The following is a 20341-nucleotide window of genomic DNA, read 5'->3' on the forward strand; positions in this document are numbered from 1 at the left end:
CGCCGGTAACTTCTCTGGTGTTCCGGCAGTACGGGCCCGGGTACCGGGCCTCGAAGAGCGGAAACGCCCGAACGCGGCCAGCATGGAATCAGGAGTTTGCCGGGGTCGGCCCCGGGCATGCGCATCTCGTGCTTCGGACCGGAGGCACGTCCACAGGAGCGGTGATCCGTTCCGGGCGTGTCCCCTGCCCGGAGAAAGGAGCTCTCCTCGGGGTGACAGCCAACCGTCAGCACCGTTCAGGGAGCTGAAAAGCATCATGCCTACCCTCGCTCACACGAAGCATCCGCACGACGACGCCCCCGACACCGCCGAGGCGTTCCAGCGCCTGGCCACCCTGCCCGAGGGGGAGGAACGGGAAGCCGTCCGACAGGACATCGTCCGCGCCTGGCTGCCCATGGCGGACCGGCTCGCCGGCCGGTTCCGCAACCGCGGCGAGTCCCTGGAGGACCTCAAGCAGGTCGCCGCCCTCGGCCTGGTCAAGGCCGTGGACCGGTACGACCCCGAACGCGGCGCGGCCTTCGAGAGCTTCGCCGTACCCACCATCACCGGCGAGATCAAGCGCCACTTCCGTGACCACATGTGGACGCTCCACGTCCCGCGCCGCGTCCAGGACCTGCGGGGCCGCGTCCGCACCGCCTACCAGGAGCTCTCGCACTCGGTCGGAGGCCGCGCTCCCACCGTGTCCGAGATCGCCAAGAAGGCCGGCATGACCGAGGAGGAAGCCGTCGCCGGGCTGGAGGCCCTCGACAGCTTCACCGCCCTCTCCCTGGACGCGGAGCTTCCCGGCACCGAGGACGGATACACCCTCGTCGACGCGCTCGGCGGCCCCGACCCGGCCCTCGACGTTGTCATCGACCGCGAATCGGTCAAGCCGCGCCTGCGCAACCTGCCCGAACGCGAACAGAAAATCCTCTACATGCGGTTCTTCCGCGACATGACCCAGAGCCGGATCGCCGAGGACCTCGGCATCTCCCAGATGCACGTGTCCCGGCTGATCAGCCGCTGCTGCACCCAGATGCGGGAGGACATCATGCGGGACGTCGCCGCATAGCGAGCGCGATGTGGCGGGACATCACATCGGCGGCCTGCCCCTCCGCCATCGAGAACGCCCGTCTCGCGCCCGTACGCAGCAGCGTCAGCACGCCCAGCACGCCACCGTCCTCCCGAGGCAGCGGCAGGCACAGCAGCGAGCTGACCTCGGCCCGCACCAGCACCGACGCGCCCGAGGCGTCCTCGCCCAACGCGAGGACGTCCTCGGGCCGCACCTGCAAGGAGGCCGACCCGCCCCGGGCCGCCTCCACCACCAGCGGGCAGGCCTCCGGGTCCTGCTCCGCGACCGCCTTCACCAGCGGCGCGAACGCCTCGTCCGGCGGCCCCAGCGCCACGGCCCGCCGCAGCGGCCGCCCCGGCCCGGACGTGTCCGCCACCACCCAGTCCGCGAACCGGCCGTGCAGCACCCGCGCGGCCGCCCGCAGCGCCGCCTCCGCGTCCCCCGGCGGGGAGCTCAGCAGCGCGACCGCCATCGCGTCCACCAGGTCCATCATCCCGGCGCGCTGCGTGGCCTCCGCCAGATCGGGCGGCAGCAGCCGGCGCCCCACCGCCCCGGCGGTCGCCGGCGCCGCCGTCCCCGACACCCCCGGCTGGAGCACCACGAGCACGGTGGGCTGCGGCTCGCCCGGCAGCTGCAGGGCGACCAGGGAGGCCCGCACCGGCTCGTGCGGCCGCTGCTGGAGCCGTACGGTCACGCTGCGGGCGCCCTCGCCGCGCGCCGTGGCCGCCGCCTGCGTACGGAAGGGGGCCCGGTCGCCGGAGACCAGCAGCCCGGCCAGCGGGCGGCCGGTGGCGTAACCGGCGCGGACCCCGGTCAGACCCGTCGCGGCGAAGTTCATCCGGCGTACCACCGTGTCGCGGTCGACCAGCGCGACCGGCAGGGGCAACCGCTGGAACAGCGTCCTCAGCAGCTGCCGCTCCTGCCGGTCGGCCGACGTGCCGTCCGGGGCCCTGGCGGCGAGCCGCTCGTAGCGCGGCCAGAGCGACTCTGCCGCATGCTGGAGTTCGAAGAGCGCCGCGTCCAGGACACCCTGCTGCTCGGCCGGCGGAAGAGCGCGGGCGGAGCGCAGCTCGGCGACCCGTCGTACAAAATCCGCGAGGTCCTCGCCGAACTCGTCCGTCTGCGTCATGGAAGCACCGTAACCGGACCACGGAGCCGACGGGAACGGCCGTTTCGCGCTGCGGGCACGGGGCAGCCGGAGCGAGAGAGGAGTGGTGCGCCATGTTCGCCGAGCAGGAGTACGAAGGCCCGGAACCGGCATCCACCGCACGCAAGCTGCAGCAACTGACCGAGCAGTGCGTACGCTCCGTCCCCGCCTGCTGCGGAGCCGTCGCGACGCTCAGCGACGCCGACGGTGACGGCGAACGCCGCACCAGCGCCACGCACCCCGATCTCGCGGCCCTCGTCTCGGTCCAGCTCGACTCCGGCGACGGCCCCATCAGGGCCGCCCTCGACAGCGGCGAACCGGTCGACGCGGAGGACCTGCTGACGGACGAACGCTGGCCCGACTACCGGGCGATGGCCCTCGGCTCCGGCGTACGCGCCAGCGTCACGCTCCCCTACCACCGGGCCGGCATGGACATCACCCTCAACCTGTACGGCTTCCGGCCCGGCTCCCTGGAGCACGCCGCACACGGCTGCGTCGCGCTCCTCGGCGAGGAGATCACGGCCGGCCTGGCCCGCGACCGGCGGTACCGCGCCGCCCTCACCGAGGTCGGTCAGCTCGCCACGGCGCTGCGCTCCCGGCCGGTGATCGACCAGGCCGGCGGCATCGTGATGCACGTCCTCGGCTGCGACGCCGACGAGGCGTACGGCGTGCTGCGGCACGTCTCGCAGCTCACCAACCGCAAGCTCGCCGACGTCGCGGCGGGCGTCGTACGCACCCGGGGGCGCGGCCTGGAGAAGGAACTGGCCCGCCTGGCACCCCGTGGATGACGGTGCGGCGGAATCCCGGAGCGGCGATTTGTGAAGAACCTCCGTATAAAGGGCTGTGGGGCTGGGCACATGTCCCCGGACCACCAGCGGCGGAGCTCCAGCGGCGGAGGTGAGGGCATGCGGCAGCCGGACACCCGAGGGCGCGGACCCGTCCGCTACGGGCCCCCCGCGCCGGAACCCGGCCTGCCCGTCCTGCCCGAGCTGGCCGCCGTCCTCGCGGCCGCCGCCCACCGCACCGAACCCGAACCGCCCGGCGGCGGCGCCGTGCTGCGCGACGCGGCCTGCGGCTACTGGTGGCGGCGCGGCCTGCGCTGCCACCCCGAGGACCTGGCCGCCGCGCCCGGCGCCCAGCCGCTGCTGTCGGCGCTCATGGCCGCCCACGGCGGCGACGTCCTCATGCCCCGGCCCTGCCCCGCCTGGTGGACCCCCCAGGCCCGGCTCCTGGGCCGGCCCGCCTACCACGTGCCGACGCCCGCCGAGTGCGGTGGCGTACCCGACCCGTACGCGCTGCTGGAGACCGTACGGCGGGTCCGCGCCGAAGGCGGCCACCCGGCGGTCCTGCTGCTCTCCGTCGCCGACGACCCCACCGCCACCGTCGCGCCGCCCGAGGTGGTGCGCGAGGCGTGCGAGGCGGCCGTCGCCGAGGGCCTGCACATCATCAGCGACGAGACCTGGCGCGACACCCTGCACGACCCGCACGACACCGTGCTCGTCAGCCCCGCCGAGATGTGCCCCGACGACGTCACCGTCCTCTGCGACCTGGCCGGCTCCCTCACCCCCGCAGCCTGGCCCGCCGCCATCGCCCGCTTCCCGCACACCGGGCCCGGCCCCGCCCGCCGCGCCCGCACCCTGGACCGGCTCACCGCGCTCGGCGCCCAGGTCGCCGCCCCCGTCGCCGCGGCCGCCGCCCACGCGCTCGGCGAACCGGAGGAGGTCACCACCCGGGCGCGCGCCACCGCCGCGCTGCACGCGCGCGTGGCGGCCGCCGCGCACCACACGGTGCTGACCGCCGGGGCGCTCGCCCTGCCGCCCCGGGCGGGGCGGCACCTGTACGCCGACCTCGGGCCGCTGCGCGGCCGCCTCGCCGAGCGCGGCGTGACCGACTCCATGGAACTGGAGGAGTACCTGACGGACCGCCTCGGCGTGCTCACACCCGGCGGCCACCGGTTCGGCGACGAGCTCGGCGCGCTGCGGGTGCGCCTGGCGACTTGGCCCCTGCTGGGAGCAACCCCCGAGGAGCGCACGGAGTCCCTCACGGCGGAGACCTCCACAGCGGCGGATCTGCTGGAATCACCGCACGTGGCCCAAGCGTTGGACAGGTTCGGTTCTGCTTTTCACGAACTTCAGGAACCACGGTGAACGGAGCTGGCAGATGACGGAACAGACGGCACCCACCGAGCACCCCTCCGCGGACCGGGCCCCGGCCGGGCGCCCCGAGCACACCCCAGGCGGCGGCCCACGCCCCCTCGGCCAGATCCGCACCTGGCCGAGATCCTTCGCCGACCGGCTGACCGCTCCGCTCCCCGGCGTACGGGCCATGGCCAGGCTCGCGCGCGAGGGAGCGGTGCGGCCCACCGCCGAAGGCCTCCGGGACATCCCGCACCTGCCGTTCGAGCCCCAGCCCATTCCCGACGTGGAGCCCGGCACCGTCGCCGTCACCTGGGCCGGGCACGCCAGCTGGATCCTCTGTATCGGCGGGCTCACCGTCCTCACCGACCCCGTCTGGTCCCGCCGCATCCTCGGCACGCCCGCCCGCATCACGCCCGTCGGCGTGCGGTGGGAGGACCTGCCGCCCGTCGACGCCGTCGTCATCAGCCACAACCACTACGACCACCTGGACGCCCCCACCGTAAGAAGACTGCCCCGCGACACCCCGGTCTTCGTCCCCGCCGGCCTCGGCCGCTGGTTCCGCCGCCGCCGCTTCACCCACGTCACCGAACTCGACTGGTGGGAGACCGCCGAACTGCATCCGAGGGGCGGCGCCGAAGGCGCCTCGGCTGAGGGTGGTGGCGGGAGACGGGCGGGAGTCCGCTTCGACTTCGTCCCCTCCCACCACTGGTCCAAGCGCACCCTCACCGACACCTGCCGCTCCCTGTGGGGCGGCTGGGTGATCGGCGACCCCGACGGGCACCGCGTCTACTTCGCCGGCGACACCGGCTACGGCCACTGGTTCAAGGAGATCGGCCGCCGCCACCCCGGCATCGACGTCGCCCTCCTGCCCATCGGCGCCTACGCCCCGCGCTGGTGGCTGCGCGACGTCCACACCGACCCCGAAGAGGCCGTCCAGGCCCACCAGGACCTCGGCGCCCGGATCATGGCCCCCATGCACTGGGCCACCTTCGTCCTCTCCTCCGAACCGGTCATGGAACCCCTCACCCGCGTCCGCGCCGCCTGGGAAAAAGCCGGCCTGCCCCGCGACCACCTCTGGGACCTCCCCGTCGGCGCCTCGCGCCTTCTTTAGGGGCTCGGTTCGGCCCCGGGGCGCCTGTTGCGTCTGTCGACGGTCGACCGTGCTCAGGTCGCTCGTTCCTCACGACCCTCCGCGCGCTCTCCCTTTCGACAGCTGCGCGCCCCTGCACCTCACTCGCCTTCAGGCGCCGCGGCTCAGCGCACACCGCCCGGGGGTGGCCCGTCCACCGCCCCAGTGGTGACCGACACCGCCCGGGGCCGGCCGCCTGAGGGCCCGCCGCTCAGGAGTGGCGCACGCGCCGCCACACCGACGGCACCGCGCTGATCAGCACCGTCAGGGCCACCGCCGCCAGGACACCCTGCCAGGGGCGGGCGAAGAGCGAGCCGCCCAGGATGCCGATCAGCTGGTACGTCACCGCCCACGCCAGGCACGCCGGGAGGTTGCCGCGCGCGAAGCGGCGCAGCGGCATCCCGGCCAGCAGGCACGCCAGCATCACCGGGATCCGGCCCGCCGGGACCAGCCGGGACAGCACCAGCACCGACACCCGGTGCTCCCGCAGTTTGGCCTGCGCCTGCTCCAGCCGGTCCGGCGCCGCCCGCCCCCGCAGCGCCTCCAGCCACCGCGAACCGTTCTTCGACCGCACCCCCCGCCGCCCCAGCCAGTACAGCGCCACGTCACCCGTGAACGCCGCGCCCGCCGCCAGCGCGAACACCACCAGCAGCGCGACCGGCGACGTCTGATGGAACGCCACCACCGCCGCCGAGCTGACGATCGCCCCCGTGGGGATCACCGGCACCAGCGCCCCCAGCGCCACCAGCAGGAACAGCGCCGGATAGCCGACCGCCTGCTGCGTCGACTCGGGCGGCAACTGGCCCACCGCCCCGATCACCCGGACACCTCCGGCCGCACGCTCTCGCCGTGCCCCAGCCGGTGCACGGCCACCCCGGGTGCCAGCCGCGCCGCGTGCCGCACGAACTCGTCGCCCGGCGCGTGGAACTCGTGCGGCCGCACCGCGTCCAGCCCTATCGGCCAGTACGTGCCGTAGTGCACCGGCACCGCCGCACGCGGCGCCAGCGCGGCCAGCGCCTCGGCCGCCCGGGTCGCGTCCAGGTGCCCGTGCCCCAGGAACGGCCCCCACCCGCCGACCGGCAGCAGCGCCACGTCCACCTCCCCCACGGCCGCCGCCATCCCGTCGAACAGCCCCGTGTCCCCGGCGAAGTACGTGCGCGCCGCGCCGGTGATCACGTACCCGAGCGCGGGGGAGAGGTGCGGCCCCACCGGCAGCCGCCGCCCGTCGTGGCGCGCCGGCACCGCCCGTACGACCACCTCGTCCACCTTCACCTCGTCGCCGACCGCCACCTCGGTGATCCGCAGCCCGCCCGCCGCGCCCACCCTCCGCAGCCCCGGCACCGCGCGCGTGGCGCCGCGCGGCACGATCAGCCGCGTGCCGGGCGCGAGCCGGGCCAGCGACGGCAGGTGCAGGTGGTCGGAGTGGAGGTGCGAGATCAGCACCGCCTCCGCCCGCGCGGCCGCCGGCGGCGGCAGTTCACCGCGCCGCCGCCGCAGATGGGCCAGCCGGCGCACGAACAGCGGATCGGTGAGCACCCGCACTCCCGAGTCCTGGACCGTACAGGTGGCATGACCCCACCAGGTGACCTCCACCGGCACGCCCGCCCTCCTCGCTCCCGCGTCGCTCCTTCGAGCTCTTACGAGCGTAAATGCGCGCCTCCTCGCCCGGAGGCGATGGGAGTAGGGTCGGCGGCATGGACGACGTACGCGTGGCGGCGATCGCCAGTCTGACGCCGCTCGAGGAGCTCGACAGCGACCCCTTCCTGGTCGACACGCGCAGCCAGCACGCCATGTGCGAGCGGTGGGCGGCCGACAAGGGCTATGTCGTCAGCCGGCAACTGCTGTTCTACGGGATGCGGCCCGACCACCGGATGCTGTGGGCCGACGTCGAGGCGGGCGCGGTCGACCTGTTCGTCGCGCCCAACGAACGGGTCCTGGACCGGGCGCTGACGTCCGCGCGGGACTTCACGGCGGAGTGCGAGCGCCGGGGCGTACGGCTGGAGACGGCCGAGCTGGACGAACCGGCGTACGACGCGGCGATGAAGGCCCATGTGCACCGCCGGCTCTCCATGCCGACGGCGGGCTACGACGGCTGCTGAGCCGGGCAGGAGCGAGCGGCGTGGTCCAGGGGCGATGGCGTACGGCGGGCGGTGCCCTGCTGCGGATCGTCGTGGTGTGGGCGGTGTCCACCCTCACCATCCTCGCGCTCGCCGGTCTGCTGCCCGACTTCCAGCTCCAGTCCGACGACGGTGACAGCATCACCCGCACGGCCGTCACCGCCGCCTGGGGCGCGGGGGCGTTCGGCCTGCTGAGCGCGCTGGTGTGGCCGCTGGTCGTCCGCGCCCTGCTGCTCGTGCCCGCGCTGGTCCTCGGGCTCCTCGCCTTCTTCCTCAACGGCTCGCTGCTGCTGGTCGCCCTCTGGCTCATCCCCGACGGGCGCGGCGAGGCCGACCCGGAGAACGCCGTCGTGGTCGCCGCCGTCATGTCGGCCGTCGCGTCCGCCACCTCCACCGCCCTGGCCGTACGCGACGACAACGCCTACCGGCGCCGCCTGTACCGGCTCGCCGGCCGGCGGCACTCCAGGCCCCCGGCGCCCGGCCCCGGCAGCCCGCCCGGCACGGTGTTCCTCCAGCTCGACGGCGTCGGGCCCCGGGTGCTGCGCGACGCCGTCGCCGACGGGGTCATGCCGACCGTCGCCGCCTGGCTGGGCTCCACCCACCGCCTCACACCCTGGCGCACCGACTGGTCCAGCCAGACCGGCGCCAGCCAGCTCGCCATCCTGCACGGCACCAACCACGACGTACCCGCCTTCCGCTGGTACGAGAAGGACGCCGGCCGGCTCATGGTCAGCAACCGGCCCGCCAGCGCCGTCGAGCTCCAGCGACGCGCCATCGAGCGCACCGGCGACGGCGGGCTGCTCACCCTGGACGGCGCGAGCCGCGGCAACCTCTTCAGCGGCGGCGCCGACCAGCTCGCCCTCGTGCTGTCGGTCTCCGCCCGCCGGGGCCGCAGCAACCGCTCCCGGGCCGGGTACGTCGCGTACTTCCGCGACCCCGCCAACGCCGTCCGTACCGCCATCTCGTTCGTCGCCGAGGTGTGCCGGGAGATCGGCCAGTCCACCCGGTCCCGCCTCCGGAAGGAGACCCCACGGGTCGGCCGCGGCGGGCTGTACCCCTTCATCCGGGCCTTCGCGACCGTCGTCGAGCGGGACGTGGTCGTCGCCGCCGTCATGGGCGACATGCTCGCCGGCCGCACCGCCGTGTACGCCGACCTTGTCGCGTACGACGAAGTGGCGCACCACTCCGGCCCCCGCAGCCGCGACGCGGCGAAGGTCCTGGAACGGCTCGACCGGTCCATCGCCCTGATCGCCAAGGTCGCCGACCACGCCCCGCGCCCCTACCGGATCGTGCTGCTCTCCGACCACGGCCAGAGCCCGGGCGAGACCTTCGAGTCCGCGTACGGCCTCACCCTGCGCGACCTGGTCCGGGCCGGCTGCGGGCTGCCCGTACCGCGCCGCGCGCAGCACACCCCGAGCGGCGCCGAGGCACGGGGCGCGCTGCGCAGCGCGGTGCACCTGCCGGTGGAGGAGGGCCGCGAGGAGCGCATGTCGCGCCCGTCCGACCCGATCGTGCTGGCCTCCGGCAACCTGGGCCTGATCTCCTTCCCCGACGTGCCCCACCGCATGTCCCGTGAGGAGATCGAGCGCCGCCACCCCGCCCTGCTGCGCACCCTCGCCAACCACCCGGGCATCGGCTTCCTGCTCGTCCGCAGCGAGGAACACGGCTCGGTGGTGCTCGGCCCGGCCGGGCTCGACGTGCCCGTCGACGACCTCACCGACGACGGCCCACTCGCCCCCTACGGCCCGGGCACCGCCGACGCCGTCCGGCGCACCGACTCCTTCCCGCACGTCGCGGACATCATGGTGAACTCCATGTACGACCCGGAAACCGGCACCGTGCACGCCTTCGAGGAGCAGATCGGCTCCCACGGCGGGCTGGGCGGCGAGCAGTCGGAGGCGTTCCTGCTCTCCCCGCACGCCCTGTCCGCGCCGGTCGCGGACGGCAGCCGGCTGATGGGCGCCGAGGCGGTCCACCGGGTGCTGCGGCGCTGGCTGCGCGAGGCGCTGGGCCCGCAGGTACCGCTGGGTCCGGTGCAGGAATCCCGGTCCCGCCCCCAACCGGAAGAAGCATTTCCGGTTGCCGACCGCGTCGCGCCGGACAAACACGGCTGATTTGGTGGAGCGTTCGCCGTACCCGACCATGTTCGGGTTTGTACGGCGAAAGGCGCACCACCCCCCATGATCACCGACCCCACCCCCGACGAGCGGTCCAAGCACGCCCGGAGCTTCGGACTGCCCATCGCGACCGCCCTGGTCATGGGCAACATCATCGGCGGCGGGATCTTCCTCCTCCCCGCCTCCGTCGCCCCCTACGGCACCATCAGCCTCGTCGCCTTCGCCGTCCTCACCGTCGGCGCCATCGCCCTCGCGCTCGTCTTCGGACGCCTCGCCCAGCGGCACCCCCTCACCGGCGGCCCCTACATCTACGCCCGCGAGGCCTTCGGCGACTTCGCCGGATTCCTCGCCGCCTGGTCGTACTGGATCACCACCTGGGTCTCCAACGCGGCGCTCGCCGTCGCCGCCGTCGGCTACCTCGACGTCCTCATCCCCGTCCACGAGTCCAAGGCCGCGACGATCGCGGCGGCCCTCGCCCTCCAGTGGCTGCCCGCCCTCGCGAACCTCGCCGGTACGCGCTACGTCGGCGCCGTCCAACTCGTCGCCACCGTCCTGAAGTTCGTACCCCTCCTCCTGGTGGCCGTCGGCGGCCTGTTCTTCTTCGACTCCGCCAACCTCGGCCCCTTCCAGGCGAGCGACTCCGGCGCCATTGGCGCGGTCTCCGCGTCCGCCGCCATCCTGCTCTTCAGCTACCTGGGCGTGGAGTCCGCCGCCGTCAGCGCCGGAGAGGTGCGCGACCCGCGGCGCAACGTCGGCCGCGCCACCATCCTCGGCACGCTCGGCGCCGCCGTCATCTACCTGCTCGGCACCCTCTCCGTCTTCGGCCTCGTCGCCCACGACCGGCTCGTCGAGTCCAGCGCGCCGTTCTCCGCCGCCGTCAACACCATGTTCGGCGGCTCCTGGGGCGGCACCGCCGTGGCCTGCATGGCCCTCGTCTCCATGGTCGGCGCCCTCAACGGCTGGACGCTGCTGAGCGCCCAGACCCCGTACGCGGCGGCCAAGGACGGCCTCTTCCCACAGATGTTCACCCACAAGCGGCGCGGCGTCCCCACGTACGGCGTCCTCGTCACCGTCGTCCTCGCCTCCCTGCTGACCGTCTACAACTACACGGCCGGCTCCGAGGGCGTCTTCGAGATCCTCGTCCTCGTCACCACCTTCACCGCCACGGTGCCCTACCTGCTGTCGACGGCCGCGCAGATCTACTTCCTCGCCTCCGGCCGCTCCGACCGGGTCCACCGCCCCCGCCTCGTCCGCGACGCGGTCCTCTCCCTGATCGCCTTCGCGTTCTCCATGTGGCTGGTCGCTGGCTCCGGTTACGCGGCGGTCTACCAGGGCGTGCTGTTCCTCTTCGCGGGCGTACTGGTCTACGCCTGGATGTCGGCCCGCAAGCACCGCGCGGACTGATCCCCGGTCCGCCGACGGCGTACGACCGGGGCGGGGCCGTGCAGGGTCGCCCCCGCAGAGGTTGGCGGCGCTGTAACGGCTCCCTTAGCCGTGCTCAGGGCCGCCGGCCTTGAGGAGGCGAGCCCGGAGGGGCCACGCCCCCCACGCACCGGGTGTGGCCGCCGCTCGGGCACCTCCCCGGCGCGGGGCCCGGTCTTCGGCCTCCGCTGAACGGGCGGTTCTCGCGCCGAACGGGCACACCGTGTCCGGTCACGGGCAAAGGAACGCCCATGACCAGCATGACCGGGTTCGCCGTCGCCGCCGTACGCCGGGCCGTGCTGGTCGCCCTCCTGGTGCTGGCCGCCCTGCTGGGCGTCGCGGCCGGGACCGGACCGGCCACGGGCGCCGAGCCCCGCCCGGCCGCCTCGGCCGCGCCCGACCCGGACCTGACGGAGGCGGAGGCGGCCGCCCCGCACCGCGCGGACCGCCGCCACCGGCGCGCCGTCCGCCCCCCGGCCCACCACCCGGCCGGCCCGCCGGCGTCCTCCCGGCCCGCAACGCCGCCCCTGACCGGCCACCCGCCGGTCCGCCCCCTCCGGTGCGTGGTCCTGCGCTGCTGAGCGGTACGCCCCACAGCCCACCGCAGGCCGACCACCTACCGAACCGGGAGCCCCACCATGCCCATCGACCCCTTCGCGGCCCTGAACGCCCTGATCCGCGCCGAAGCGACCCGCACGCCCACCCCGGAACCGGCGCCCCCCACCGACCCCGAACCCGCCCCCCAGACTCCCGAGGAGGACAAGCGGTAAGCGCCCCGTACACGGGTGCCCTTGGGCCTCGCACGTGAAGCAGCCGCTCCACGTGCGAGGCCCGGGCGCCCGGGCGCCCGCGCCCAACGGGGGCGTGGGGGCGTCAGTCCCCGCTGGACACCCCCCGCGCCGCCCCCGCCAGCGCGTCCAGCACCGGCCGGATCAGCGGGTGGTCCTCCGCGCCCCGCCGTACCGCCGCGAACACGCGCCGGAACGCCGCCGGCCCCGCGACCGGGCGGACCACCACGTCCTTCAGTTCGATGCCCCGCAGGGCGGAACGCGGCACCAGTGCGACGCCCGCGCCCGCGCCCGCCAGGGCGACCACCGCGCGGAAGTCGTCCGAGGAGTGCACCAGCCGCGGGTCGAAGCCGGCCAGCTCGCAGGCGAGGAGGACCATGTCGTGGCACGGGTTGCCGGGGTACGGGGCGATCCAGTCGGCGTCCGCGAGCGACGCCAGCGCCACCTCCGGCCCCTGCCCCAGTGGATGTCCCGCGTGCAGCACCGCGTCGAACGGCTCCGCGTACAGCGGCACGCGCGCGAGGCGCCGGTCGCCCTCCCGGGGCGCGCCCCGGTACTCCACCGCGACCGCCACGTCCGCCTCGCCGTCCAGGACCAGCGGCAGCGACTCGTCGCCCTCCGCGTCCCGTACCCGCACCCGGATGCCGGGGTGCGCGGAAGCCAGCCGTCCGATCGCGGGGGCCAGCACCTCCGCGATGCCGGTCGCGAACGCGGCGACCGTCACCTCGCCCGCCGTACCGCCCGCGTACGCCGCGAGCTCCGCCTCCGCCCGCTCCAGCTGCGCCAGCACCTCGTTGGCGTGCTCCAGCAGGATCTCGCCGGCCGCGGTGAGGCGTACGCCCTTGCCGCTGCGGGTCAGCAGCACGTGCCCCGTCTCCTGCTCCAGCGCGGCGAGCTGCTGGGAGACGGCGGACGGGGTCAGGTACAGGGCCGCGGCCGCGGCGGTCACCGTACGGTGGTCCGCCGCGGCCCGCAGGATGCGCAGCCGCCGGGGGTCGATCACCCCGCCATTGTCGCTCGCGCGTCGGTGAACGCGGCCACCGCCCGCTCCACGTCCGCCGTGGAGTGCGCCGCCGACAGCTGCACCCGGATCCGGGCCTGGCCCATCGGCACGACGGGGTACGAGAAGCCGATCACGTACACGCCCCGCTCCAGCAGCAGCTCCGCCATCCGGCCGGCCTCGGCCGCGTCGCCGATCATCACCGGGGCGATCGGGTGGTCGCCGGGCAGGATCTCGAAGCCCGCCTCCGTCATCCTCGTACGGAACAGCTTCGTGTTGGCGTCCAGCCGCTCCCGCAGCTCACCGGCCGTCTCCAGCAGGTCCAGGACCTTCAGCGACGCGGCGGCGATCACCGGGGCGAGGGAGTTGGAGAAGAGGTACGGGCGCGAACGCTGGCGCAGCAGCTCGACGATCTCCGCGCGCGCCGCCACGTACCCGCCGGACGCGCCGCCCAGCGCCTTGCCGAGCGTGCCGGTGATGATGTCGACCCGGTCCATCACACCGTGCAGCTCGGGCGTACCGCGCCCGCCCGGGCCGACGAACCCGACCGCGTGGGAGTCGTCGACCATCACCATCGCGTCGTACCGGTCGGCGAGGTCGCAGATCTCGGGCAGCGGAGCCACGAACCCGTCCATCGAGAACACGCCGTCGGTGACGATCAGGCGGCGCCGGGCGTCCTGTGTCTCCTTGAGCTGCTTCTCCAGGTCGGCCATGTCCCGGTTGGCGTACCGGTGGCGGCGCGCCTTGGACAGCCGGATGCCGTCGATGATGGACGCGTGGTTGAGGGCGTCGGAGATCACCGCGTCCTCGGGGCCGAGGAGGGTCTCGAAGACGCCGCCGTTGGCGTCGAAGCAGGAGGAGTACAGGATCGTGTCCTCCTGCCCCAGGAACGCCGACAGCCGCCGCTCCAGCTCCTTGTGGACGTCCTGCGTCCCGCAGATGAAGCGCACCGACGCCATGCCGTAGCCCCAGCGGTCCAGCGCCTCCTTCGCGGCGGCGACGACCTCGGGGTGGTCGGCGAGGCCCAGGTAGTTGTTGGCGCAGAAGTTCAGCACGTCACCGGTGGGGACGGACACGGTCGCGCTCTGCGGGGTGCCGATGACCCGCTCCGGCTTGTAGAGACCGGCGTCCCGAATCTCGTCGAGGGTGGCGCGCAGCTCGTCACGGACGGACGCGTACATAAGCGAAAGCTCCTAGGGGAGGGGATCAAGCGGTCCAGTCGAGGATGATCTTGCCGCTGCGGGCGGTGGCCGCCTCGTCGAACGCGGCGTCGAAGTCCTGGTAGCCGTAGCTGCCGGTGATCACGGGGCTGAGGTCGAGACCGCCCTCCAGCAGCACGGTCATCGCGTACCACGTCTCGAACATCTCGCGGCCGTAGATGCCCTTGACGGTGATCATCGAGGTGACGATCTTCGACCAGTCGACGGCGAACTCCTCGGCGGGCAGGCCCAGCATGGCGATCCGGCCGCCGTGCGTCATATTGGCGACCATGTCCCGCATGGCCTCCGGCCGGCCGGACATCTCCAGGCCGATGTCGAAGCCCTCGCGCAGGCCCAACTGCCGCTGCGCCGACGCGATGTCGGTCTCGGCGACATTGACCGCGAGCGTCGCGCCGACCTTGCGGGCCAGCTCCAGCCGCGACTCGCTCACATCGGTGACCACCACATTGCGGGCGCCCGCGTGCCGGGCGACCGCCGCCGCCATGATCCCGATCGGACCCGCGCCCGTGATCACCACGTCCTCGCCGACGAGCGGGAAGGACAGCGCGGTGTGCACGGCGTTGCCGAACGGGTCGAAGATCGCGGCGACGTCCAGGTCCACCGTCGTCCGGTGCACCCACACATTGGACGCGGGCAGCGCCACGTACTCCGCGAACGCCCCGTCCCTCCCGACGCCCAGCCCCACCGTGGCCCGGCACAGGTGGCGGCGGCCCGCCAGACAGTTGCGGCACTTGCCGCACACCAGGTGGCCCTCGCCGCTGACCAGGTCGCCGACCGCGATGTCCGTGACGTCGGCGCCGACGTGCGCCACCTCGCCGACGAACTCGTGCCCCAGGACCAGCGGCGTCGACACCGTCTGCCGCGCCCAGCCGTCCCAGGAGCGGATGTGCAGATCCGTACCGCAGATCCCGGTGCGCAGCACCCGGATCAGCACGTCGCCGGGCCCGGTCTCGGGCTCCGGGACGTCCATGAGCCAGAGGCCGGGCTCGGCCTTGTGCTTGACGAGTGCCTTCATGGGTGCGGCTCCAGGCGGGAAGTCTCGGGTGGAGATCGTGAACGCGCACCAATCTGCCCACCCGCGCCCGCCGCGTCCATCGAGGTTTTCTTAAGCGGGTCAACAGCGGAGCTTCACGCGCCACGCCCGCTACGTTCGACGCATGACGACGGAGGTCTGGTACACGTCCTACGGGTCCAACACGCACACCGACCGCCTGGCGTACTACATCGTCGGCGGTACGCCCCCGGGCGGGGCCCGCGCCTACCCCGGCTGCCGCAACCGGCGCCTGCCGACCGCCTCCGTCCCGGTGGAGCTGCGCGGCGCCGTGTACTTCGCCACCGAGTCCCCGGTGTGGACCGGCGGCCGGGCGTTCTACGACCCGCACGCCGCGGGACGCGTCCTGGCCCGCGCGTACCGGATCACGGCCGAGCAGTTCTCGGACATCGCCGCCCAGGAGATGTACCGCGAGCCCGGCCCGGACACCGACCTCGACCTGACGGAGGTGCTGCGCGACGGCAGGGCGGTCCTGGGCGACGGCCGCTACGAGACACTCGTCCGCCCCGCGACCCTCGACGGGCTGCCCATGCTGACCTTCACGGCTCCGTGGCGCATGCACGACGTCGAGTGGAACAGCCCCTCCGCCGACTACCTCCGCCACCTCGCCGCCGGCCTCCTCGCGGCGGGCGCGTGGGACGCGGACACCGTCGCCGCCTACCTGGCCTCCTGTCCGGGCGCGGCGGGCCACTGGACCGAGCGGCGGATCCGGGACCTCATCGGACCCTGAACGGCCGCATCACGCGCCGGAGTCACTACGATTCGCTCGAGTGGAGCGGCGGAGCGAACCGGAAACACGCGGACTGGAGCTCGGCAGGCGTAGTCACCGTCTCCGCGAAGAGTTTGAAGTCCCGGTGCCGGATGACGAGCTCAGGGAACTTCACGGAACGAAATGTGGCGTGGTTCGGGTCGATCTCCGCTCTTTCCAGGACGAAAGTCGACTCCTCGCGCACCTGGGCCGCGACCTCCGGGTCCTCGATCCCCTCGAAGAACTTGCTCTGTATGCGGAAGCCGTCGAACGTCGCGATGTGCAGACAGATGCCCAGCGGGGCAACGGCTCGCAGCAGCCGTCCTGTTTCGCCGATACGCAAATTGGGGCCGGTCCACGTGAATGTGGCGTTACGGCGGTCTGCGTCGTCTGCGATCTCGGCGATACCCACATCGCCATCCCGGTCGATGATGAAGTGATCCGGGAAATTATTGGAGAACAGTGAAAGCTTGATGTCAGCCATGAGGCCCCTCGTTCCGGGAACCCGAATCGGCGTCACCGCGCCAGCCTATGGGTGAGAGCGTCATGTCCATCATGCGCCGCCACGTGGGTGAACGCCACCGGTGCACAACGGGTGCCCATTCAATTGCGCATTCACTTGCCCATGGAACGGGAGGTGGTGCGGCCCGCCCGGGCCGAGCAGCCGGGATCTCCCCGCCCTCTCCCGCATTACCCCGGCGGTAATCGACCGTCACCCGCGCGCCCGGCATGGTTCTCGTACCGGATCCCGATGGGCGCACTCCCACCGGGATCCGGGACCCAGCCCGTACGACCTCGATGGAGGCTGATCCGCCATGTCCCAGGCCCTGCTCGCCGGCATCTCCCGCACCACCGAGCCGCAGACCATGCTGCGCCGCTTCCTCGCCCTCGACGCCGTGGTCACCGGGGCCAACGGGCTGGCGTACGCCCTCGCGTCCGCGCCTCTCGGGCGGCTCCTCGGGGTCGACGCGACGCTCCTGCTGGAACTCGGCCTGTTCCTCACCGCGTTCGCCGCCGGCGTCGGCTACCTCGCCTCCCGGCCGCAGCCGGCCGCCACGGCCGTCAAGCTGGTCGTCGACGCCAATGTCGCCTGGGCGGCCCTGAGCGTCGTCGCGCTCGTCGCCTGGCTGTCGCCCAGCACCGCCGGCATCCTGTGGATCCCGGTGCAGGCGGTGACGGTGGCCGGTTTCGCCGCCCTCCAGTGGTCCGCCCTCCGGGCGGTGGGCCGTTAGAGGGCCGGAGCGAGGTCAGAGCGACCGGAGGTACTTGACCGTCGCCGGGTCGGCCGGGAGGAACGTCTCGATGGCCAGCTCGGCGACCGTCACGTCCATCGGCGTGTTGAACGTCGAGATCGACGACACGAAGGACAGCACCTGACCGTCGTGCTCGATCCGCATCGGCAGCGCGAAGTACGGGGCCGGCTCCTCGTGGTCGTCCCGGGCGCCGCCCGTCTCCGGCAGCGGGTACGCCGCGACCTCCTCGTACAGCCGCCGCAGCGGCTCGGAGCGGGCCAGCGCGATCTGCCGCTCCATCTGGGCCAGCAGGTGCCCGCGCCACTCGCCCAGGTTGCGGATCCTGGGCGCCAGGCCCTCCGGGTGCAGGGTGATGCGCATGGCGTTCAGCGGCGGCGTCAGCAGGTGCTCGGGCAGCCCGTCCAGCAGCATCGCGATGCCCCGGTTCGCGGCCACCACCGTGTACGAGCCGTCGACGACGAGCGCCGGATACGGGTCGTACCCGGCCAGCAACTGCTCGATACCCGCCCGCAGCGTGCCCAGCGACGGGTCGTCCAGGGACGTCTCGGCGTACCGAGGGGCGTAACCCGCCGCCAGCAGCAGGGCGTTGCGCTCCCGGACCGGCACGTCCAGGTGCTCGGCCAGGCGCAGGACCATCTCCTCGCTCGGACGGGACCGGCCCGTCTCGATGAACGAGATGTGCCGGGCCGACGAGTCCGCGCGCAGCGCCAGCTCCAGCTGGCTCAGCCGCCGGCGCTCACGCCAGCCGCGCAGCAGCGGCCCTACTCCGGTACCGGACGCGTCAGTTGTCATACCGCAGACGGTAACCCACGTGTTGACCACGGACCGGTGCCGTCGGACCGTATCGTCACGGTCACGTCGTCATCGCCCGTACCGACCCGGAGGGAGCACGGGACATGCCCACTGAGCCGCTGTCGCAGAAGGAGATCGAGGACCGGCTGCGCGAACTGCCCGGCTGGTCCCAGGAGGGCGACCGGATCGCCCGCACCTACCGCCTGGGCACGCACTTCGCCGCCACCGCGATGGTCGTCCACGTCGCCCGGATCCAGGAGGAGCTGAACCACCACTCCGACCTCACCCTCGGCTACAACACGGTCGACCTCACCGTGAACACCCACGACGCGGGCGGCGCGATCACGGAGAAGGACTTCTCCCTCGCCGCCCGCGTCGAGGAGATCGCGCCCCTCCACGGTGCCAACTGAGCCTCTACGCGCGCGTGAAGGTCATCACCCAGTTCGTCACCCAGGTCTCCTCGCCGTCCACCGAGAAGGACTGTTCCCACCGCGCCGTGGTGGCCGTGATGCCCGACCACAGGAAACGGACCCGGACGGCCCGTCCCGCGTAGTGGTCGTCGCCGTGGAACCGCCCCGTACCGTCCGCGTCGAAACGGCCGCGCACGGGCGGTTCGAGGCGGCCGGTACGGCTGTTGGCCCAGTTGAGCGTCCACTCCCCGGTCTCCGGCTCGTACAGCCGTACGGTCAGGCCGCGAAACCCCTTCGAGGGGAAGACGATCTCGTCGACGTGGGCGGCGCCGCTCCAGTGGAGATGACCCGTGGTGTGGCCGTCGAACTCCTCCCACCCGCTGCCCGGGTCGAGGAAGTCGGCGAGCAGGCGGTTGTGGACGTTCCAGCGGCCGTCGAGGAAGTCGAAGCCGTTCACGCGCGCGTGCCACCCGTCGTGCCCTCGGGGAGCGAGTCGGCCACGTACGCGTCGAGATCGGGGCGGTCCGGCGCGAGCATGTGCCGTACCCACGCGTCCCGTTCGTGCGCGAGCGGCGGAAGCTCCCAGACGCAGCCGATCCACGGCTTCTCCAGGCGTACGAAATGTGTGGGATCCCGGTCCGGGCAGCCCAGCGACGGCTGACCCGCCACGGCGATGGCACAGTGCAGGACGTTGTCCCACACCCAGCTGTAGGTGTTGAGGTACGCGCCGTCGTCCCCGCCGCGGTGCAGGACGCTGAACGACGCCGGGGGAGTCCCGTCCGGCTCCGGGAGCAGGTCGGGCAGGAGCGCGTACGCGGCCTTCTCCACGTCCGGTGCGATGCCGTCCGGGTCGGCGGTGACGTGGTAGCGCTTGACGCGGCGGCCGCCGACCTCGACCGGCGGCGGGACGAAGAGGAATTTCTCTGCGAAAGGCATGGCTGGACGGTACGAGCGGTTCACTGACACCCTGTGTCAGTGAAGTCCAGCCGGCTCCTGTCGATCCTGCTCCTGCTCCAGACCCGGGGCCGCATGACCGCCGCCCAGCTCGCCGCCGAGCTGGAGGTCTCCGTCCGCACCGTCTACCGGGACGTCGAGGCGCTGCACACCGCGGGCGTCCCGCTGTACGGGGACGCCGGGCACCGCGGCGGCTACGAACTGCTCGCCGGCTACCGCACCCGCCTGACCGGCCTGTCCGCCGGTGAGGCCGAGGCCCTGTTCCTGACCGCGCTCCCAGGCCCGGCCGCCGACCTCGGGCTCGGCCCCGCCCTCGCGGGCGCCCGGCTCAAGCTGCGCGCCGCCCTGCCGCCCGGACTGCGGGCGCAGGCCGACCGGATGAGCAGCAGGTTCCACCTGGACGCGCCGGGCTGGTACGCGGAGGACGACGCCGTACCGTTCCTGCCGGCCGTCGCGGAGGCGGTCTGGCGCGGCAGGGTCATCGCCGTCCGCTACCGCCGCTGGACCGAGCCGACCGACGTCGGCCGCCGCCTGGAACCGTACGGCCTGGTGCTCAAGGCGGGCCGCTGGTACGTCGTGGCGGCACGGCGCGGCGGGTCGGGGCCGCGTACGTACCGGGTGGACCAGATCCTGGAACTCACGGTCATGGGCGAGGAGTTCGACGTACCGGGCGACTTCGATCTGGCCGCGTACTGGCAGGCGCACCAGCGCGACTTCCACGCCCGCCTGCACCGGGGCGAGGCCCTCGTCCGCCTCTCGCCGCGGGGCCTCGCCCGGCTGACGGGCGCCGCCGCCCGGGCCGCCGCCACGACGGGCACCGACGAGCCGGACGGGTGGACGCGCGCCGTGCTCCCCGTCGAGTCGCCGGACCACGCCCACGGCCAGTTCCTGGCGCTCGGCACGGACGTGGAGGTCCTCGCACCGGCCGAACTGCGCACCCGCCTCGCCGAAACGGCCCGGGCAGTGGCGGAACGGTACGCGGCCGGCACGTAAGACGTCGTTTC

Annotated in this window: 23 protein-coding genes; 13 read left to right on the forward strand and 10 right to left on the reverse strand. The window is 73.4% G+C overall.

Annotated elements, in window-relative coordinates:
• Positions 1-256 precede the first annotated feature (256 nt).
• Positions 257-1051 (forward strand): RNA polymerase sigma factor SigF, encoded by a 795-nt coding sequence (locus tag BKD26_RS33785; protein WP_084906168.1) that lies wholly within the window; start codon positions 257-259, stop codon positions 1049-1051.
• Here the strand turns inward: BKD26_RS33785 and BKD26_RS33790 are convergent.
• Positions 1029-2180, reverse strand: coding sequence for a PAS domain-containing protein (locus BKD26_RS33790; RefSeq protein WP_084906170.1), 1152 nt, complete (start codon positions 2178-2180; stop codon positions 1029-1031). The two genes, BKD26_RS33785 and BKD26_RS33790, sit on opposite strands and share 23 nt — an antisense overlap.
• Positions 2181-2272: 92 nt before the next feature.
• Here BKD26_RS33790 and BKD26_RS33795 point away from each other — a divergent pair, with 92 nt between their 5' ends.
• The 3 genes from BKD26_RS33795 to BKD26_RS33805 all read left to right on the forward strand — a co-directional run bounded on the left by BKD26_RS33795 (position 2273) and on the right by BKD26_RS33805 (position 5447).
• Positions 2273-2986 (forward strand): ANTAR domain-containing protein, encoded by a 714-nt coding sequence (locus tag BKD26_RS33795; protein WP_084906172.1) that lies wholly within the window; start codon positions 2273-2275, stop codon positions 2984-2986.
• A 117-nt stretch (positions 2987-3103) separates the two neighbouring features.
• On the forward strand, positions 3104-4345 hold the full coding sequence (locus BKD26_RS33800; protein ID WP_084906174.1) for an aminotransferase class I/II-fold pyridoxal phosphate-dependent enzyme: 1242 nt from the start codon (positions 3104-3106) through the stop codon (positions 4343-4345).
• A 13-nt stretch (positions 4346-4358) separates the two neighbouring features.
• On the forward strand, positions 4359-5447 hold the full coding sequence (locus tag BKD26_RS33805) for an MBL fold metallo-hydrolase (RefSeq protein ID WP_084906176.1): 1089 nt from the start codon (positions 4359-4361) through the stop codon (positions 5445-5447).
• Between the two features lie 229 nt (positions 5448-5676).
• Here the strand turns inward: BKD26_RS33805 and BKD26_RS33810 are convergent, their stop codons facing one another.
• Both BKD26_RS33810 and BKD26_RS33815 read right to left on the reverse strand, forming a co-directional pair.
• Positions 5677-6285, reverse strand: a complete 609-nt coding sequence (locus BKD26_RS33810) for a VTT domain-containing protein (RefSeq protein WP_241518976.1) — start codon at positions 6283-6285, stop codon at positions 5677-5679.
• Positions 6282-7064: an MBL fold metallo-hydrolase gene (locus tag BKD26_RS33815; RefSeq protein WP_084906178.1), complete on the reverse strand. Its 783-nt coding sequence runs from the start codon at positions 7062-7064 to the stop codon at positions 6282-6284. Before BKD26_RS33815 ends, BKD26_RS33810 begins: the two co-directional genes overlap by 4 nt.
• 95 nt (positions 7065-7159) lie before the next feature.
• On the opposite strand from BKD26_RS33815, the gene BKD26_RS33820 reads away from it, so the two are divergent.
• The 5 genes from BKD26_RS33820 to BKD26_RS42140 all read left to right on the forward strand — a co-directional run bounded on the left by BKD26_RS33820 (position 7160) and on the right by BKD26_RS42140 (position 11891).
• The gene (locus BKD26_RS33820; protein ID WP_107418091.1) at positions 7160-7564 is read left to right on the forward strand and encodes a hypothetical protein; all 405 of its coding nucleotides are present in this window, start codon (positions 7160-7162) and stop codon (positions 7562-7564) included.
• Positions 7565-7584: 20 nt separating this feature from the next.
• Positions 7585-9696, forward strand: coding sequence for a phage holin family protein (locus BKD26_RS33825; protein ID WP_084906182.1), 2112 nt, complete (start codon positions 7585-7587; stop codon positions 9694-9696).
• A gap of 66 nt (positions 9697-9762) precedes the next feature.
• On the forward strand, positions 9763-11103 hold the full coding sequence (locus tag BKD26_RS33830) for an amino acid permease (protein WP_084906184.1): 1341 nt from the start codon (positions 9763-9765) through the stop codon (positions 11101-11103).
• A gap of 269 nt (positions 11104-11372) precedes the next feature.
• Entirely contained in the window at positions 11373-11702 is a 330-nt protein-coding gene (locus BKD26_RS33835; RefSeq protein WP_084906185.1) for a hypothetical protein, read from the forward strand.
• Positions 11703-11759: 57 nt separating this feature from the next.
• Positions 11760-11891, forward strand: coding sequence for a hypothetical protein (locus BKD26_RS42140; RefSeq protein WP_277622433.1), 132 nt, complete (start codon positions 11760-11762; stop codon positions 11889-11891).
• A gap of 103 nt (positions 11892-11994) precedes the next feature.
• On the opposite strand, the gene BKD26_RS33840 is transcribed toward BKD26_RS42140, so the two are convergent.
• The 3 genes from BKD26_RS33840 to tdh are packed head-to-tail and all read right to left on the reverse strand — an operon-like array spanning position 11995 to position 15144.
• A complete protein-coding gene (locus BKD26_RS33840) occupies positions 11995-12912 on the reverse strand; it encodes a LysR family transcriptional regulator (protein ID WP_084906187.1) in 918 nt (305 codons plus the stop codon).
• On the reverse strand, positions 12909-14090 hold the full coding sequence (locus BKD26_RS33845) for a glycine C-acetyltransferase (RefSeq protein WP_084906189.1): 1182 nt from the start codon (positions 14088-14090) through the stop codon (positions 12909-12911). Before BKD26_RS33845 ends, BKD26_RS33840 begins: the two co-directional genes overlap by 4 nt.
• Positions 14091-14115: 25 nt before the next feature.
• Positions 14116-15144, reverse strand: a complete 1029-nt coding sequence (gene tdh / locus BKD26_RS33850; RefSeq protein ID WP_084906191.1) for an L-threonine 3-dehydrogenase — start codon at positions 15142-15144, stop codon at positions 14116-14118.
• A gap of 142 nt (positions 15145-15286) precedes the next feature.
• Here tdh and BKD26_RS33855 point away from each other — a divergent pair, with 142 nt between their 5' ends.
• On the forward strand, positions 15287-15910 hold the full coding sequence (locus BKD26_RS33855; RefSeq protein ID WP_084906193.1) for a histone deacetylase: 624 nt from the start codon (positions 15287-15289) through the stop codon (positions 15908-15910).
• A gap of 25 nt (positions 15911-15935) precedes the next feature.
• Here BKD26_RS33855 and BKD26_RS33860 read toward each other — a convergent pair whose 3' ends face one another.
• Positions 15936-16412 (reverse strand): hypothetical protein, encoded by a 477-nt coding sequence (locus tag BKD26_RS33860; protein ID WP_084906194.1) that lies wholly within the window; start codon positions 16410-16412, stop codon positions 15936-15938.
• Between the two features lie 331 nt (positions 16413-16743).
• Here BKD26_RS33860 and BKD26_RS33865 point away from each other — a divergent pair, with 331 nt between their 5' ends.
• Positions 16744-17160: a hypothetical protein gene (locus BKD26_RS33865; protein ID WP_084906196.1), complete on the forward strand. Its 417-nt coding sequence runs from the start codon at positions 16744-16746 to the stop codon at positions 17158-17160.
• Between the two features lie 15 nt (positions 17161-17175).
• Here the strand turns inward: BKD26_RS33865 and BKD26_RS33870 are convergent, their stop codons facing one another.
• Positions 17176-17973, reverse strand: a complete 798-nt coding sequence (locus BKD26_RS33870; RefSeq protein ID WP_084906198.1) for a helix-turn-helix transcriptional regulator — start codon at positions 17971-17973, stop codon at positions 17176-17178.
• 104 nt (positions 17974-18077) lie between these two features.
• On the opposite strand from BKD26_RS33870, the gene BKD26_RS33875 reads away from it, so the two are divergent.
• Positions 18078-18383: a 4a-hydroxytetrahydrobiopterin dehydratase gene (locus BKD26_RS33875; protein WP_084906200.1), complete on the forward strand. Its 306-nt coding sequence runs from the start codon at positions 18078-18080 to the stop codon at positions 18381-18383.
• Positions 18384-18387: 4 nt separating this feature from the next.
• On the opposite strand, the gene BKD26_RS33880 is transcribed toward BKD26_RS33875, so the two are convergent.
• Positions 18388-18840: a hypothetical protein gene (locus BKD26_RS33880; RefSeq protein WP_084906202.1), complete on the reverse strand. Its 453-nt coding sequence runs from the start codon at positions 18838-18840 to the stop codon at positions 18388-18390.
• Positions 18837-19319 carry a hypothetical protein gene (locus tag BKD26_RS33885; protein WP_084906287.1) on the reverse strand — a complete coding sequence of 161 codons (483 nt, stop codon included), beginning with the start codon at positions 19317-19319 and terminating at the stop codon, positions 18837-18839. Before BKD26_RS33885 ends, BKD26_RS33880 begins: the two co-directional genes overlap by 4 nt.
• A 39-nt stretch (positions 19320-19358) precedes the next feature.
• Between BKD26_RS33885 and BKD26_RS33890 the strand changes: the two genes are divergently transcribed.
• Complete coding sequence (locus tag BKD26_RS33890; RefSeq protein ID WP_084906204.1) at positions 19359-20330, forward strand: YafY family protein; 972 nt, start codon at positions 19359-19361, stop codon at positions 20328-20330.
• Positions 20331-20341 lie beyond the last annotated feature (11 nt).

It is taken from the genome of Streptomyces sp. CB03238 (assembly GCF_002099185.1).
Taxonomy (GTDB): Bacteria; Actinomycetota; Actinomycetes; order Streptomycetales; family Streptomycetaceae; genus Streptomyces.